General features: G+C 66.5%; 18 protein-coding genes and 1 tRNA gene. 4 read left to right on the top strand and 15 right to left on the bottom strand.

What is annotated here, in order from left to right:
* Positions 1 to 49: 49 nt before the first annotated feature.
* The 3 genes from AUL35_RS16670 to AUL35_RS16660 all read right to left on the bottom strand — a co-directional run bounded on the left by AUL35_RS16670 (position 50) and on the right by AUL35_RS16660 (position 2,596).
* Entirely contained in the window at positions 50 to 1,471 is a 1,422-nt protein-coding gene (locus AUL35_RS16670; protein WP_062016757.1) for a TolC family outer membrane protein, read from the bottom strand.
* A 228-nt stretch (positions 1,472 to 1,699) separates the two neighbouring features.
* Complete coding sequence (locus AUL35_RS16665) at positions 1,700 to 2,353, bottom strand: protein-L-isoaspartate O-methyltransferase (protein WP_062016832.1); 654 nt, start codon at positions 2,351 to 2,353, stop codon at positions 1,700 to 1,702.
* Between the two features lie 158 nt (positions 2,354 to 2,511).
* Positions 2,512 to 2,596: transfer RNA gene (locus AUL35_RS16660), tRNA-Leu, on the bottom strand.
* A gap of 152 nt (positions 2,597 to 2,748) precedes the next feature.
* On the opposite strand from AUL35_RS16660, the gene lipB reads away from it, so the two are divergent.
* The 4 genes from lipB (at position 2,749) to AUL35_RS16640 (ending at position 5,627) form a co-directional block, all read left to right on the top strand.
* On the top strand, positions 2,749 to 3,492 hold the full coding sequence (lipB, locus tag AUL35_RS16655; protein WP_062016755.1) for a lipoyl(octanoyl) transferase LipB: 744 nt from the start codon (positions 2,749 to 2,751) through the stop codon (positions 3,490 to 3,492).
* Entirely contained in the window at positions 3,489 to 3,953 is a 465-nt protein-coding gene (locus AUL35_RS16650; RefSeq protein ID WP_062016754.1) for a YaiI/YqxD family protein, read from the top strand. The genes lipB and AUL35_RS16650 overlap by 4 nt, the downstream gene beginning before the upstream one ends.
* Positions 3,954 to 4,026: 73 nt before the next feature.
* A complete protein-coding gene (locus tag AUL35_RS16645) occupies positions 4,027 to 4,851 on the top strand; it encodes a cytochrome b/b6 domain-containing protein (protein ID WP_062016752.1) in 825 nt (274 codons plus the stop codon).
* Complete coding sequence (locus AUL35_RS16640; RefSeq protein ID WP_062016750.1) at positions 4,848 to 5,627, top strand: molybdopterin-binding protein; 780 nt, start codon at positions 4,848 to 4,850, stop codon at positions 5,625 to 5,627. The genes AUL35_RS16645 and AUL35_RS16640 overlap by 4 nt, the downstream gene beginning before the upstream one ends.
* 3 nt (positions 5,628 to 5,630) lie before the next feature.
* Here the strand turns inward: AUL35_RS16640 and AUL35_RS16635 are convergent, their stop codons facing one another.
* From AUL35_RS16635 to rpsM, 12 genes are all read right to left on the bottom strand, one after another.
* Positions 5,631 to 6,353: an ATP12 family chaperone protein gene (locus AUL35_RS16635; RefSeq protein WP_062016748.1), complete on the bottom strand. Its 723-nt coding sequence runs from the start codon at positions 6,351 to 6,353 to the stop codon at positions 5,631 to 5,633.
* Positions 6,354 to 6,363: 10 nt separating this feature from the next.
* Positions 6,364 to 7,059, bottom strand: coding sequence for an HAD-IA family hydrolase (locus AUL35_RS16630; RefSeq protein ID WP_062016746.1), 696 nt, complete (start codon positions 7,057 to 7,059; stop codon positions 6,364 to 6,366).
* A gap of 5 nt (positions 7,060 to 7,064) precedes the next feature.
* A complete protein-coding gene (locus tag AUL35_RS16625) occupies positions 7,065 to 8,057 on the bottom strand; it encodes an RluA family pseudouridine synthase (RefSeq protein ID WP_062016744.1) in 993 nt (330 codons plus the stop codon).
* Positions 8,058 to 8,127: 70 nt separating this feature from the next.
* The gene (crcB, locus tag AUL35_RS16620; protein ID WP_062016830.1) at positions 8,128 to 8,505 is read right to left on the bottom strand and encodes a fluoride efflux transporter CrcB; all 378 of its coding nucleotides are present in this window, start codon (positions 8,503 to 8,505) and stop codon (positions 8,128 to 8,130) included.
* A 33-nt stretch (positions 8,506 to 8,538) separates the two neighbouring features.
* Positions 8,539 to 9,885, bottom strand: a complete 1,347-nt coding sequence (locus tag AUL35_RS16615) for a replication-associated recombination protein A (protein ID WP_062016742.1) — start codon at positions 9,883 to 9,885, stop codon at positions 8,539 to 8,541.
* A gap of 17 nt (positions 9,886 to 9,902) precedes the next feature.
* A complete protein-coding gene (locus tag AUL35_RS16610; protein ID WP_062016740.1) occupies positions 9,903 to 11,336 on the bottom strand; it encodes a DegQ family serine endoprotease in 1,434 nt (477 codons plus the stop codon).
* 121 nt (positions 11,337 to 11,457) lie between these two features.
* Positions 11,458 to 11,625, bottom strand: a complete 168-nt coding sequence (locus AUL35_RS22225) for a hypothetical protein (RefSeq protein WP_156418042.1) — start codon at positions 11,623 to 11,625, stop codon at positions 11,458 to 11,460.
* Positions 11,626 to 11,960: 335 nt separating this feature from the next.
* Positions 11,961 to 12,974 (bottom strand): NAD-dependent epimerase/dehydratase family protein, encoded by a 1,014-nt coding sequence (locus AUL35_RS16605; protein WP_062016738.1) that lies wholly within the window; start codon positions 12,972 to 12,974, stop codon positions 11,961 to 11,963.
* A gap of 92 nt (positions 12,975 to 13,066) precedes the next feature.
* Positions 13,067 to 13,492: a 50S ribosomal protein L17 gene (rplQ, locus tag AUL35_RS16600; RefSeq protein WP_062016735.1), complete on the bottom strand. Its 426-nt coding sequence runs from the start codon at positions 13,490 to 13,492 to the stop codon at positions 13,067 to 13,069.
* 148 nt (positions 13,493 to 13,640) lie between these two features.
* The gene (locus AUL35_RS16595; RefSeq protein ID WP_062016733.1) at positions 13,641 to 14,660 is read right to left on the bottom strand and encodes a DNA-directed RNA polymerase subunit alpha; all 1,020 of its coding nucleotides are present in this window, start codon (positions 14,658 to 14,660) and stop codon (positions 13,641 to 13,643) included.
* A 142-nt stretch (positions 14,661 to 14,802) separates the two neighbouring features.
* Positions 14,803 to 15,192, bottom strand: coding sequence for a 30S ribosomal protein S11 (gene rpsK, locus AUL35_RS16590; RefSeq protein WP_039192607.1), 390 nt, complete (start codon positions 15,190 to 15,192; stop codon positions 14,803 to 14,805).
* Positions 15,193 to 15,296: 104 nt separating this feature from the next.
* A complete protein-coding gene (gene rpsM, locus AUL35_RS16585) occupies positions 15,297 to 15,665 on the bottom strand; it encodes a 30S ribosomal protein S13 (RefSeq protein WP_062016731.1) in 369 nt (122 codons plus the stop codon).
* Between the last annotated feature and the right edge of the window lie 117 nt (positions 15,666 to 15,782).

Below are 15,782 nucleotides of genomic sequence, written 5' to 3'. Positions count from 1 at the left end.
CGCCGGACTGCAGGAATCGCGTTCGTAACGGATTTTTAACGCAGGCGCGTCAGCGACCGTCCGGGGTGCGCAGGCCGTACCACTTGTCCTGGACCTGCTGGTAGTGCTCTTCCGGATCGTAGGTCGCGACGTTCAGCGACAGGCGCTGCGGCGAAAGACGACCGATGGCGGAGGCAAGCTGGTAGGCCGCGACCACGGCGTCGCGCTGGGCACCGGCGAGGAGGATCTGCGCCGTGATGACGTCGGACTGCGCGTTCAGGACGTCGAGCGTCGTGCGCTGGCCGACGTTGCGCTCCTCGACGACGCCGTTGAGCGCCAGCTGCGCTGCGGAGACCTGAGCCTTGTAGCCCTGGACGTTCGCGATCGCCGCCTGGCGCTGCGCCCAGGCGGTCGCCACCGCCGAGCGGACCTGGTCGCGGATTCCGTCGACCTCGATCCGCCGCTGGCTCACGACCTCCTTGGCCTGGCGCACCTGCGAGGAGACGAGACCGCCCTGGTAGATCGGAACCGACAGACGGGCCGTGACCGTGCCGGTGACCTCGTTCTGCGTGAGGACGTCCACGCCCGGAAGGTTCGCGGAATTCGGCGTCGTGTCGCTGAGCGCGTAGGTATTGTTCACCGACCCCTGGACCGCGACGGTCGGCAGGCGACGCCCTTCGGCCGACTTCACGAGGAAGGACGCGGCATCCACGGCGAACTGGTTCGCCAGAATCGCCGGATGCTCCTGCTGGGAAACGTCGAGAGCACGCGCGACGCTGGACGGGATGATCGCGGACGGCGGCAGGTTGCCGGCCTCGAGCTGCGTCGGCGGATCGCCGACGACATCGAGATATTGCGCCTCGCTGGAGGCGACTTGCGCGAGAGCGGTGTTGAGGAGCGCGGTGGCCAGCGCCTGCTGAGCCTGAGCCTGGGCGACGTCCGTACGGGTGCCCTCGCCGACCTGGAAGCGCGCGTCCGCCGCGCGCACCTGCTCGTTGAGGAAGTTCAGGTTCTGCTGGCGGAACGCAGCGATCTCGCGGTCGCGACGAACGTTCATGTAGACCTGAACGGTGCTCAGAAGCGTGTTCTGGACCGTGTTGGCCAGATTCTCCTGAGCCGCCCTCACCTGCGCCTGCTGGGCGTTGACGTTGTTGGGCGTCTGAAACCCGTCGAAGATCGTCTGGTTGATCTGGATGCCGCCGACGAGCGCACCGGTCCGGCTCGATTGGTTGGGGAGGTTGTCACCGAACGTGGTCCGCGAGCGACTGGCCTGCGCGTCCGCGGTCGCGGCGACGGTCGGCCGGAGCCCAGCACGCGCCTGCGTGACGTTCTCATCGGTCGCGCGCAACTGCGCGCGGGCGGAGTTCAGGTCTTGGTTGTTGGTGTAGGACTTGGCGAGCGCGCCCCGCAGGGTTTCGGCGCTCGCGCCCGATGCCGTTCCGACGAGGAGGGCGGCGGAAACAGCTGCCAGAATCCAGGAACGCTTGCGCAAATGTTCACTCCGAGTTCCCCCGTCACGAACCGTTACGAAACCGAACTCCGCAGCGGCGGCGGAACGGGACGGGCGGACGGGATATGCTTCCCCATCGACATGAACCGCACGCCAACGAAATGCTAGCGTGGAGTTACGAAGTACACCGGAATCGCGACCAAGTGTGACCCGTCTAAAACACAAGACGTTTGTAAAGCTTGCGCCGCGCCATGCGCGGCGCCCCTTGGCCTAGAATACGAAACCGCGCTCGCGCCGGAAGCCGGGAAGCGGCTTGAGGCTGCAGTTGAAGCCGAACCGGTCGGAGACGATGCCGTCTTCCTTCGTGTAGAGCTTCGCCATGGCCGAAAGGCCGGAGCCGACCACGGTCACGAGCCGGCCACGCTCTCGCAGCTGCTCGAAGAAGACATCCGGCACCTCGTCGACCGCCCCCTCCAGAACGATCACGTCGTAGGGCGCGCCCGCCGCATGGCCGGCCGTGAGAGGGCCCGTCACGACCTCGACATTGGCCGCCCCCGCCTCGCGCAAGGCCGCCCGCGCCGTCTCCGCGAGCGTCTCATCCTCCTCCAGCGCGACGACATGCAAGCCGACCTTCGCCATCACGGCCGCGCCGTAGCCGGTACCGCAGCCGACGTCGAGCACGGTGTCGCCGGGCAGGATCGAGGCCATCTGCAGAAGCTTGGCGAACGGCGACGGCTCCATGAGGTAGCGGTCCGCGACGCCGAGCGGCAGGTCCTCGTCGATATAGGCGAGCGGCTTGCGGGCGTCGGGCACGAAAAGCTCGCGCGGCACGGTCAGAAAGGCGCGCAGCAAGTCGTGCGTCGTGACGTCCGTCGTGCGGATCTGGTTGTCGACCATCTTCACGCGGGCGGCGGCGAAGTCCATGGCATGTTCCGGCATCGGTGGGTTCGGGTGCCGTTCCTTATGCGCCTGCGGGGAGGCTGGCAAGCACGGCAAATCAACCCTCGAACGGAAGCCCGCCCGGGGATTAAAAACTCTCAATCTGTATGGTGGGGAGACCGGCGAGGTTGCCGAAAGAACACTGGTGCGGTCGAGAAGACTCGAACTTCCACGGGTTGCCCCACAGCGACCTCAACGCTGCGCGTCTACCAATTCCGCCACGACCGCACGCCGTGTTCCCGCTCCGTCTGGTGCGGTGGCGGCGATGTAACAAACGCTCATGGGGGGCACAAGCCCCAAAAGCGATCTTCGACGTGAAAGGCGATGCCGGGACTGGCGCGAAGCTGGAACGCCCTGCCCTGAAAGGCTAGAACCCCTTCATGGACATGCCGAGCAGTTCCCGCCTCCAGGTCGAGCCGACCGCCCTTCCCCGCGACGACGGAGCGGCGGTGGAGTGGATCGTTCTCGACGAACCCGTGCCCTACGACGCCGCACTCGCCTTCATGGACGATCGCGCGGCGGCGATCGCGCGGGGCGAGGCGGCCGAGGCGGTCGTGCTGCTCGAACATCCGCCGATCTACACCGCCGGCACGAGCGCGCGCGCCGAAGACCTTCTCGACGTGGCCCGCTTTCCGGTCTTCCAAACCGGACGCGGCGGCGAATACACATACCATGGCCCAGGGCAGCGCGTGGCCTACGTCCTCCTGGACCTGCGCCGACGCGGGTCCGACGTGCGCCGCTTCGTCGCCGCGCTGGAGCGTTGGATCATCGATACGCTGGCCCAATACCAGGTGCGCGGCGAGCGGCGCGAGGACCGGGTCGGCGTCTGGGTTCGCCGGCCGGAGCGCCCGCCTCTCCCGGACGGTTCGCCGGCCGAGGACAAGATCGCCGCGATCGGTATCCGCGTTCGGCGCTGGGTGAGCTTCCACGGCATCAGCCTCAACGTCGATCCCGATCTCTCGCATTTCAAAGGCATCGTGCCCTGCGGCATCCAGGGGTACGGGGTGACGAGCCTCGTGGATCTGGGCGTCCCGGTCTCGATGACCGAGGTGGACATGGTGCTGCGCGCAAGCTTCGAGCGCGTCTTCGGCGCATCGGTCGCGGCGCCCGGAACGCTGGCATGAGCCAGAAGCCGCTGCGCGTTCTCGTGGATGCCGATGCCTGTCCGGTGAAGGACGAGGCGCTGGAAGTGGCCGATCGATTCGGAGCCGAGCTGGTTCTCGTGTCGAACGGCGGCATCCGGCCCTCGCGCTATCCCGGCGCGCGAATCGTCGTGGTCGGCGCGGGTGCCGATGCCGCGGACGACTGGATCGCCGAGGAGGCCGGTGCGCGAGACACGGTGGTGACGGCCGACATTCCGCTGGCGGCGCGTGCCCTCGAGCGCGGGGCGACGGTACTCAATCCCAACGGCCGGCCGTTCACGACGGAATCGATCGGCGCTGCCCTGTCGATGCGCGCTTTCAACCAGCACCTTCGGGAGACCGGTGAGAGTCGGGGACTGAACGCCGCCTTCACAGGCGCGGACCGGGCGCGCTTCCGCAACCAGCTTGACCTGGCGCTGCGACGTTTGGCGCAGATGACCTGAACCTCGCAATGGCGCCGAAACCGTCGGCCATGACACTGCGTATCTTCCGCATACCCCGGTTCGGATTCCCGCGATGAAGCTCATAGCCCCACGAAACGGTCCAGTCGTCCAACGGCAGTCGATCTGGACCCGTCTCACACACTGGATCTGGGCCGTCGCGCTCTTCTTCCTGCTGCTGTCGGGCCTGCAGATCTTCATGGCGCGCCCGGACCTCTATATCGGCGCGCAGTCCGGCTTCCAGTTCGACAACAGCATCCTTTCGATCGGTGCGGTGGTCGAGAACGGCGCGATGCGCGGCGTGACCAATCTCTTCGGCCATCGATTCGACACGACGGGGTGGCTCGGAGCGGTCTGGCAGGACGGCCAACTGGTGCCGCAGTCCTTTCCGGGCTCGATGGTGATCCCGACCTATCGCGACCTGGCCTCGGGGCGCGTCGTTCACTTCTTCTTCGCCTGGGTGCTAGGCACGACACTTCTCGTCTGGCTCGTTGCGAGCATCGCGAACCGTCATCTGCTGCGCGATCTCCTGCCGCGCGGGCGCGACCTGAAGGCCCTGCCTCGCGACGTCGCCGACCATGCACGGCTGCGGCTCCACCACGGCCGCTCCTACAACCCGCTGCAGAAACTGTCCTATTTCGGAGTGCTCTTCGTCGCGCTGCCGCTGATGATCCTGACGGGGCTCACGATGTCGCCCGGCTTCAATGCCCTCGCGCCCTGGACGCTGGATCTCTTTGGAGGTCGCCAGACCGCCCGCACCATCCACTTCGTCGTGATGCTGTCGCTGGTCGCCTTCTTCGTCGTTCATATCGTGATGGTGATCCTGGCCGGTCCCTTCAACGAGTTGCGCTCGATGATCACCGGCCGCATGCGAATCGATCCCGAGGAGACGAAGCCGTGACCCTCCGCCTCGATCGCCGCCGTTTCCTCACGGGTCTCGGGCTCGCCTCGACGCTTCCGCTCTCGGGCTGCTTCGATCCGCTCGTCGCGTCCGACTCGGCCGCCCGGAACGTCTTGGAAGAGGCGAACGACCTCACCTATCGCGCGCAGCGCCTGCTGCTGCGTTCCGACCAGCTCGCGCCCGAGTTCGCCGCAAGCGAGATCCGCCAGCCGATGCGCCCGAACGGCACGGTGAGCCCGCAGGACGCGGACTACATAGCCCTTGCGCGCGAGAACTTCGCGTCCTGGCGCCTGACGGTCGACGGGATGGTGGATCGCCCCCTCAGCCTGTCGCTCGACGATCTGCGTGCCATGCCGAGCCGAACGCAGATCACCCGGCACGACTGCGTCGAAGGCTGGAGCTGCATCGCCAAGTGGACGGGAACGCCGCTCGCGGGGCTGCTCGATCAGGCCCGTGTTAAGCCGCAGGCGCGATACGCGGTCTTCTCCTGCCTCGACACAATGGAGAACGGTTTCCTGGGTCCCGTGCGGTACTACGAGTCGATCGACCTCGTGGACGCGCGCCACCCGCAGACCATCCTCGCTTACGGGCTGAACGATGCCGCGCTTCCGGTCTCCAACGGCGCGCCGCTGCGCGTGCGCGTCGAACGGCAGCTCGGGTACAAGATGGCGAAGTTCCTCGCCGGCATCACGCTGACCGACAGCCTGCGGGACTATGGCGAGGGCAGCGGCGGATACTGGGAAGACCGCGGCTACGAATGGTTCGCGGGGATCTGATCCTCAGCGACGGCCAAGCAGAAGGGCGGCCGCGCGCATGTCGGCAAAGCGTGCGTCGCGACGCGCCCTCGCCTCGTCGTCCTCGCCCCACTGCTCGATGTTCCAATCCTCGTCCACATGGGCGAGCGACCATGCGGCGGCGGCATCAAGACGACCCGACGCAAGCGCCAGCGCGAGGATCAGCGACCCGGTCAGGGTCGTCGCCTGGTGCAGCGCCCCGAGCCGGAACGGATCCGTCTCGCGGTCGAGACGCGCGCGCAGCGCCGCGACGGTCTCAGGCGGCTGCGCGACGTACATGACGCCCTGGCCGGTGGCGAAGAGCGCGGCGACCTCCTCCTCGGCCCAGCGGACGATCGGATCCCATTGCTCGGCCTGCCGCCGGACGAGACGATCCGGTCCGTCCGCGCGGTAGGCGAGAAGGTCGGTCTCGGCGTAACGCGCAAGGTCCTGCCGAATCGGATCGGGGTTGGATACGACGCCGTCTATGACGGTGTTGGCGAGCCGCGTGATGGGCATGGTGCCGGGATCGATGACGTCGCGCTGGCTCCGCCACTCCTCGGCAACGCCCTCGGCCGCCTCGCGCGTCGGCAGCGCCAACGGTGCGCGGGCCGGCGTGCGAACGGGCCGGCCGTCGAGCCGCACCGAAAAGCCGGCCGCATCCTCGGCGATCTCGACCGCGGTGTAGAAGCGCTTCGGCAGTTCCGGGCGGGCGGGCATGTCGGGCATGGGCGGCAGGTCAGTCCAGAACGGTTTCGAGAATCACGGGAGCCGGGCTCAAGAAGGCTGCGAGGCGCTGCTCCAGATCGGACACGTCGAGGGCGACCTCGTGCGCGCCGGCCGCCGTCAGCACGGCCGGCTCGCATGCCCCCCAGGACACGCCGATCGCCCGAGCACCGGCCGCGTTCGCCATCTGCATGTCGTAGATCGCGTCGCCGACGACGACGGTTTCGGCTGGATCGATGCCGAGCTCCGAGGAGCACTCCAGCACCATGGCCGGGTGCGGCTTCGACGGGCAGTCGTCGGCCGTTCGGACCGCGAGGAAGATGCCTTCGAGTCCGTGGGCCGCGACGACGTTCGCAACGCCGCGACGGGACTTGCCCGTCACCATGCCGACGAGGGCGTCGTCCTGCGAAGCGAGCCGGCGCAGCAGGGGTTCGACACCCTCGAACAAGGTCTCGCGGAACGCCGGATCGGACCGCGCGCGGTGGAACTCCTGCCGATATATGTCGACGAGCGCCGGCAAATCGGACTGACGAACCGTCGGCGCGAGCCGGTGGATCGCAAGATCGAGCGAAAGGCCGATGATGCCCTCGATCGCCCGCCGCTCCGGAACGGCCAATCCGGCGATGGCGAAGCAGCGCTGCATGGTCTCGCAGATCAGGCCGAAGCTGTCGGCCAGCGTGCCGTCGCAGTCGAAGAGGATCGCCTTCATCGCGCTCAGTCGTTCTCCGCCGCCTCGTCGAAACCGAAGAGGTTCCACGTCTGGACCATGTGCGGCGGCAGCGGCGCGATCTGGTCGATCAGGCGTCCGCCACCGTCGGGATGGGGAATGACGATGCGGCGTGCGTGAAGGTGGAGGCGGTTCTGGACGCCGCCGGGGAAGTCCCAGTTGGCGTCGGCCTCGAAATACTTCGGATCGCCCAGGATCGGATGGCCGATATGAGCGGCATGGACGCGCAGCTGGTGGGTACGTCCGGTATGGGGCTCCATCTCGAGCCAGGCGTAGTTCTGCGCGACCTGATCGATGACGCGGTAGTGCGAGAGGGCATGGTCGGCCCCCTCGTCGCCGTGGCGAGCGACCCGCATGCGGTCGCCGTCCATGGTCTGCTCCTTCACGAGATAGGTCGAGATGCGACCCTCGTGCGGTGTCGGCACGCCCTTCACCAGCGCCCAGTAGGTCTTGCGCGTGTCGCGCTCGCGAAAGGCCCTGGTGAGCGCCACCGCCGCGCCGCGCGTTCGCGCGACCACGAGGATGCCCGTCGTGTCGCGGTCGATGCGGTGGACGAGCCGGGGCTTCTCGCCCTTCCGGTTGCGCCAGGCCTCCAGCATCATGTCGACGTGGCGCGACACGCCCGAGCCGCCCTGCACCGCCAGACCCGCCGGCTTGTTGAAGACGTAGACCTTTTCGTCCTCGTAGATCAGCATCTGGCTGAGGACGTCCGCATCGTTGCGGTCGCGCATCGTGTTGGCGGTGAGCGGGGCGACCTTCAGGCGAGCGGCGTCCGCGCCCATCGGCGGGATGCGGATCACCTGCCCCGGCGCGATGCGCGTATCCGTCTTGGCCCGGCCCCCGTCGACGCGCACTTGGCCCGAGCGCAGGAGCTTCTGGAGATGCCCGAAGCCGAGGCCGGGATAATGGAGCTTGAACCATCGATCGAGGCGCAGACCCGCCTCGTCGGGCTCGACCCTGATCTGTTCAACGGACGACATACCGGCTCCTCTTCGCGTTAAAGGCCGCAATAGCGCATCCGGAACGAAACCGAAACGGCCTCGCGCGGTCTCAAAACGCATGCCGACCGAGCGCGAGACCGGCAGACAGCGCGCAGATGCCGAGCCCGACACTGAGGAGGACGTAGCCCAGGCTCATCAAGCCATCGCCGCGCTCCCAGAGCATCGACGCGTCGAGCGAAAAGGACGAAAAGGTCGTGTAGCCGCCGAGAATGCCGGTCGCCACGAGAAGGCGCAGCTCGTTCGAGGCGCCGAAGCGGCGCGCGATGGCCTCGACGACGAGCCCCATGAGAAACGAACCCGTGATGTTGACGAAGACCGTGCCGTACGGCCAGTCGGGTCCCAGCCACCGCGTGGCCACGACAGTGGCGAGATAGCGAAGCACGGAGCCGGTCGCGCCGCCGAGAGCGACGAGCAGGACGTTCAGCAGCAAGGAACGGTCTCCTGGTTGGACGAACGCGTGTCAGTCGCCCGAGCGATCGGCACGCTCACGGCGGATCGCATCCCAATGTGCCAGCCGCCGGCCGATCTCGCGTTCCGCCCCCCGTTCGGTCGGATGGTAGAACGTCTGCCGCCCGAGGCGCTCCGGGAAATAGTCCTGACCGGAAAAGGCGCCCGGCCTGTCGTGGTCGTACTCGTATCCGCTGCCGTAGCCTTCGTCCTTCATGAGCTTGGTCGGCGCATTGAGGATGTGGGGCGGCGGCGGGAGCGAGCCGTTCTCCTTGGCGGTTCGCACCGCAGCCTTGTAGGCGACGTAGACGGCGTTCGACTTGGGCGCGCTCGCGAGATAGACGGCCGCCTGCGCGAGCGCGAGCTCGCCCTCCGGACTGCCGAGGAAGTCGTAGGCGTCCTTGGCGGCATTGCACACGACAAGAGCCTGCGGGTCGGCAAGGCCGATATCCTCGACCGCCATGCGCACTAGGCGACGGCCGAGAAAGAGCGGATCCTCGCCTGCGTCGAGCATCCGGCAGAGGTAGTAGAGCGCGGCGTCCGGATCGGAGCCGCGCACCGACTTGTGCAGCGCGGAGATGAGGTTGTAGTGGCCGTCCTGTGACTTGTCGTAGATCGGCGCACGGCGCTGCAGGACCCGCTGCAGGGCGGCCTCGTCGAGACGCTCGCCCGGCCGCGCCGCGCGCCATGCCTCCTCGGCCAGCGTCAGGACGGCTCGCCCGTCCCCGTCCGCCATGCGCAGAAGCGAGAGACGCGCCGAGTCATCCAGCGGCAACGACCGTCCTTCGATGCGCTCGGCCCGCTCCAGGAGCTTGGCAAGGCTCTCCTGCGTATGCGGATGGAGAACCAGGACCCGAGCGCGCGACAGAAGGGCCGCGTTCAGCTCGAAGCTCGGGTTCTCGGTGGTCGCGCCCACGAGCACGACCGTGCCGTCCTCCAGCACCGGCAGGAAGCTGTCCTGCTGTGCGCGATTGAAGCGGTGAATCTCATCGACGAAGAGCAGAGTGCGCCGGCCGCTCAGGCGACGCACGCGTGCGGACTCGAAGACTTTCTTGAGGTCGGCGACGCCCGAGAAGATCGCTGAAATCTGCTCGAAGGCAAAGTCGGTCTCATTGGCGAGAAGGCGCGCGAGCGTCGTCTTCCCCGTGCCCGGCGGTCCCCACAGGATCAGGGATCCCAGCGTACCGCTGGCCAGCATGCGCGTCAGAAGACCGTCGGATCCTGTCAGGTGGTCCTGCCCGACGACCTCGCTCAAGGCGCGGGGCCGCAGTCGGTCGGCGAGAGGCCGCCCGGTCAGGTCGTCGTCCGCAGCCTTGCGGCGCGGCGGTTCCGGCTCGCTGGATCCGAAGAGATCGGCCATGGGGGGTGACCTGCGCCCTACCGCACCCGCTGCGTCAGCGTCTTGCCGTTGCGCTCGACCTCGATCTCCCACCCCCTGCGGCCGTCTTCCGCCCGCTGTTCGAGATCGGCGGAGGAGCGGATGTCGCGCCCGTTCAGCGAAAGGACGATGTCCTTTGGCTGAAAACCGAGGCGAGCCGCCGGCGTGCCGGGCTCGACCTCCGTCACGACGACCCCCTCGCGCGTATCGGCCATCTCCAGTTCTTCTGCGAGGCGGGGCGAGAGATTCGCGACGCTGGCACCCGAGAAGGGCGTCTCGCCTTCGATGCGGCGCTCGTCCCGTCGGGGCGTCTCGGGCGCGGGCTCTAGCGCCAGGCGCAGCGTCTCTTCGCCGTTGCGTCCCTCGACCCGCAACTCCGCGTCCCGCCCGATGCCGGCGGTCGCAAGTCGGTAGCCAAGCGTATCGGGGTTATCGATGGGGAAGCCGTTCATCGCGAGAACGACGTCGCCTTCGCGCAAGCCCGCTTCCTCAGCGGGTCCGCCGCTACGCACCGTCTGTACCAGGGCGCCTGCCGGGCGCGGCAGGCCGAGCGCCTCGGCGATGTCGGGGGTGACCGGGGTTAAGACGGCTCCGACATAGGGACGCTCGAAGCGCGTGCCCCGTTCCGCCGCCTCGACGAAGGCGCGCACCATGTTGGAGGGAATCGCGAATCCGATCCCGTTGGAGCCGCCGGAGCGGGAAAAAATCGCGGTATTGATGCCGACAAGCTGGCCGCGCATGTCGATCAGCGCGCCGCCGGAGTTGCCGGGGTTGATGGCGGCATCCGTTTGGATGAAGTAGCCGAAGTCGTTCACACCCACATGCGTGCGCGCCAGGGCGGACACGATTCCGTTGGTGACCGTCTGGCCGATCCCGAACGGATTGCCGATCGCCAGAACCAGGTCGCCAATCTCGGCCGCATCCGAATCGGCGATGGGCACGACCGGGAACGGCTCGTCTCCCTCGATCTTCAGGACCGCGAGATCAGCGCGGGCATCCTTGAGCAGCAGCTTCGCCGCGAACTCGCGTCCATCGGCGAGCGCCACGCGAATCTCGTCGGCGTTCTCGATGACGTGATTGTTGGTGACGAGAACGCCGGACTTGTCGACGAGGACGCCGGACCCGAGCGAAGACTCCATTCTGGGACGCGACTGCCGGCGGCCGAAGAACTGCTCGAAAAACGGATCGCCCGCAAAAGGACTGCGGTTCGCCACGACCCGCGCGGCATAGACGTTAACCACGGCGGGGGCGCTCGCCTTCACGAGCGGCGCAAAGCTGAGCTTGATCTCGGACTGACTTGCCGGCACCCGATCCTGCGGCGTGATCGGCTGAGACGCCACGGGTGGCGCTGCATCCTGAGCCGTCACCGGCTCGGCGGAGCCGACCAGAAGCAGCGAAGCGGATGTCGCAAGAATCGTCGAAAGTCGTGTCATGAGGCCACCGATGCCGTGCCGATCCGCAGAAGGGGTCGGCATACCCGTGGATAGGCCATGACTTGTCACGAAAAAAGGGCCACGAGGGCCCTTTCAGATGAGACGGGATTCGACCGCAGACCTAGCGGGCCTGCATACCCATCTGGATCGCCGCCGGGGTTTCCGGCAGTTCGGCGGTCGCATAGCTCGCAGTGAGCACGCCGAACGCAAAGAATGCACCAAGAAGCGTAAGGACCGTGCGACGCATCGAGAACCCGCTCGTGTTGTTGAGAGCCCCGGTATCTTCCATAGTATTCGTTTAATCCGTGTAAACTCGCCGCGCCTGGAGCAGCGTCTTGTCCCCATTCGATAAGGGAATGGATCTAACGCACGTTGGTTGCGTCATGATTTCGATTTCGGAGACAAGAAGCGGCGCGAGCGTGCTATCGCACGCGTTCATGGGCCCGACTATCACCCAACTGCAACATTCCCCATCTTCTGAAGGACCTTGGGAACCTAACGCACACAAGGGTTTGCGGCGGTTCAAAGGCCTGCTCAATCAACATGGCGTCGAGCGGAAGCGAACACAGCCAACGACCGGAGCGTCAGCGAGCGCCGAAAGTCGCTGCCCCGGCTCTGGCAAATTCATTTCCACTTATACTGTCGGATACTCTCCACGAGATCACGTATCGCGACTTCCGGCGAACGCGGCGCGATACCGAGAACATCCCGAAGCGGTGTCGTGTCGAGACGTTTGACGCGATCGACTTCCGCCGCGAGCATGGCCAACTGCGGAGAAACACGCGCCCCCGCGTGAACGAGCCAGGATGGTAGCGGCAAGGGCGCAATGCCAAAGGCTTTCGGATTGGCCTCCCTCGCCGTCGCTGCAACGGATCGCAAGGTTCTTTCGCCGCCGCTCACGATAAACCGGCGACCGTTCGCATCTGGATGGCGCATGGCCACGATGTGGGCATGCGCCACGTCGCGTACATCCGCGATGCCGAAGGTGACATCGGGCAGAACGGGAATGCGTCGCCGCGCCATCCAGTCGATGAGCGTCGCGGACGTGCCCAGAACGCCGTCCAGCGCGGGTCCAAGAACGAGCGCCGGATTGATCGTCGACAGGGAGAGGCCGTACTCCCGCGCGACCCCCCACGCGGCTTGCTCGGCTACGGTTTTCGAGACGGCATAAGGCATGATGGCCGGGCTCTCGACCCGAGACACGTCCCCTTCACCGAAGACACGTGACGGATCATTGGGATGACCATAAAAAATTGCGGCCACCGATGACGTCACGACGACGCGTTCGCACCCGGCACGTCTCGCGGCGCTCAGCGCGCGAAGCGTTCCGTCGCGGGCCGGCGGCACGAGGTCGAACTTGCCGCTGGGCTGTCGTGCCGGGAAAGGCGAGGCCGTGTGCAGCACGTAGCGACAGTCGCGAGCCGCCTCCTCCCACCCCTCATCCCGGGAGAGATCGAGTTCGAGCGCATCGAACAGCGCCGGGTCCGCATCGTGCCGCCGCAGGACAGCCCGTACCTCCTGGGCCTTGGCAGCGCTGCGCACCGTGCCCCGGACGGGTACGCCCAGCCGAACGAGCTCCAGGACGATGTGCTTTGCAATGAAGCCGGAGGCACCTGTGACGAGAACGCGGTCGCTCATGATGTCCTCCTGGGTCGGGCTCGCCGGGCTGGCTCGAAACGAAAAAGGGGCCCGCAGGGGCCCCTTCGTCAGGTCGTGTACCGAGCCAGCGTTCAGGCGGCGTCGCTCTCGGCGCCAGCTGCCTCGGTGCGGGCGCGATCGGCTGCGCCGCGCGCATCGACGTCGCGGTCGACGAACTCGATCACCGCCAGGGGGGCGTTGTCGCCGCGTCGAAAGCCAGCCTTGAGGACGCGGGTGTAACCACCGTTGCGGCCAGCGTAGCGCGGGGCCAGCGTATCGAAGAGCTTCTTGATGACCGTCTCGTCGCGAACGCGGCTGATCGCCTCGCGGCGGGCATGCAGGTCGCCGCGCTTGCCGAGCGTGATCATCTTCTCGACGATCGGACGCAGGTCCTTGGCCTTCGGCAACGTGGTGACTATCTGCTCATGCTCGATCAGCGAGGCCACCATGTTGGCGAACATCGCCTTCCGGTGCTCATGAGTGCGGTTGAGCTTACGACCGCGATTTCCGTGACGCATGGGTCTTCTCCGTGAAAGGTCCGGCATTAGCCGGGGACGGCATCCTCGCAATCCCGCGGATGGAGCGGGCGCATGTGCCTTTGAATCTTGGATAGGCTAATCTCGATGGCCGGCGGTCAGGAACCGCCGGCCATCTCATCGAACAGGATCAGTACTGATCCTCGTAGCGCTTGGCCAGATCGTCGATGTTCTCCGGCGGCCAGGCGCTCACCTCCATGCCGAGGTGGAGACCCATGGAGGCGAGGACCTCCTTGATCTCGTTCAGCGACTTGCGCCCGAAGTTCGGGGTGCGGAGCATTTCCGCCTCGGTCTTCTGGATCAGGTCGCCGATGTAGACGATGTTGTCGTTCTTCAAGCAATTCGCCGAGCGAACAGAGAGCTCGAGTTCGTCGACCTTCTTGAGCAGCGCCGGATTGAACGCGAGCTCTGCGATGTGCTCCTCGGCGCCGCGCGTCTCGCGCTGCGGCTCCTCGAAATTCACGAAGACCGACAGCTGGTCCTGCAGGATACGCGCAGCATAGGCCACGGCGTCCTCACCGGTGATGGAGCCGTCGGTGACGATCTCCATGGTCAGCTTGTCCTTGTTGAGGTCCTGGCCCTCACGCGTGTTCTCGACACGATAGGACACCTTCTTGACCGGCGAGAACAGCGCGTCGACCGGGATCAGGCCGATCGGCGCGTCTTCCGCACGGCTCTGATCCGCCGGCACGTAGCCCTTGCCGGTGTTGACCGTGAACTCCATGCGGATTTCCGCGCCGTCGTCCAGCGTGCAGATCTCGTGCTCGGGGTTCAGGATTTCGATATCGCCGACCGTCTGAATATCGCCCGCCATGACGACGCCCGGACCGGACTTGCGCAGCACCATCCGCTTCGGGCCTTCGCCCTGCATGCCGATGGCGATTTCCTTGATGTTGAGGACGATGTCGGTCACATCCTCGCGGACGCCCGCGATCGATGAGAACTCGTGGAGAACGCCATCGATCTGCACCGCCGTCACAGCCGCGCCCTGGAGCGAGGACAGAAGAACGCGACGCAGGGCGTTGCCGAGCGTCAGGCCGAAGCCGCGCTCCAGAGGCTCGGCGACCAGCGACGCCTTGGTGCGGCTACCGCCGCTCTTGAAAACGACCTGGTTGGGCTTGGTCAGGTCCTGCCAGTTGCTCGCGATCATCGCGCTTGCCTTTCAGCTGCCTCGCCACCATCCAATCGTGGCGAAAGGTCTGAGGGAAGGATCGGCTTCCCGAACTACGGCGAAAGCCGCGCTGCCCCATCGAGGCAGCGCGGCCGAAAAAGTGCTGACCCGAAGGCCGGCGTCAGACGCGGCGCTTCTTGCGCGGACGAACGCCATTGTGCGGGATCGGGGTCACGTCGCGGATCGACGTAATGGTGAAGCCGGCCGCCTGCAAGGCGCGAAGGGCCGACTCACGTCCCGAACCCGGGCCCGACACCTCGACCTCGAGCGTGCGCATACCGTGCTCCTGGGCCTTCTTTGCCGCGTCCTCGGCCGCGATCTGCGCGGCAAAGGGCGTGGACTTGCGCGACCCCTTGAAGCCCTGCGCTCCGGCCGACGACCAAGCGATCGTATTGCCCTGAGCGTCGGTAATGGTGATCAGCGTGTTGTTGAAGGAGGAGTTCACGTGGGCAACGCCGGACGTGATGTTCTTGCGCTCGCGACGACGAACGCGCTGGGCTTCCTTGGCCATGTTCTATCCTGTTCGATCTCGACACCGCCGTAGTTCCGGCGGCTCCACCGGCACGCACAAGACGCGCGCGCCTGAAACGGATGCCGCTGATGCGGCGCCCGACCTTACTTCTTCTTGCCGGCGATAGCCTTCGCCGGGCCCTTGCGGGTGCGAGCGTTGGTATGCGTGCGCTGGCCGCGAACCGGAAGACCGCGACGATGACGCAGGCCGCGGTAGCAGCCGAGATCCATGAGACGCTTGATGTTCATCGACGTCTCGCGGCGCAGGTCGCCCTCGACGCGGTAGTCGCGGTCGATGATCTCGCGGATCTGCAGGACCTCGGCATCGGACAGGTCGTTGACGCGCCGGTCGGCTGCCAGGCGAACCTTCTCCATGATCTCCTGCGCGAAGCGCGGGCCGATGCCGTGGATGTACTGAAGCGCGATGATGACGCGCTTGTTGGTGGGAATGTTGACGCCAGCGATACGGGCCAAGTTCTGTCTCCTCTGGTCGCGGATCCGCCGCGACACAAGCTACCGAAGCGTCGCCACCGAGTGGCTCGCTTCTCGAAACGACGGATGCTCGGCTTCGGCCGCGCCTTGAGGGCTCGT

It is taken from the genome of Aureimonas sp. AU4, assembly GCF_001463765.1.
Taxonomy (GTDB): Bacteria; Pseudomonadota; Alphaproteobacteria; order Rhizobiales; family Rhizobiaceae; genus Aureimonas.
This window is presented reverse-complemented; position numbering and strand designations above follow the sequence as displayed.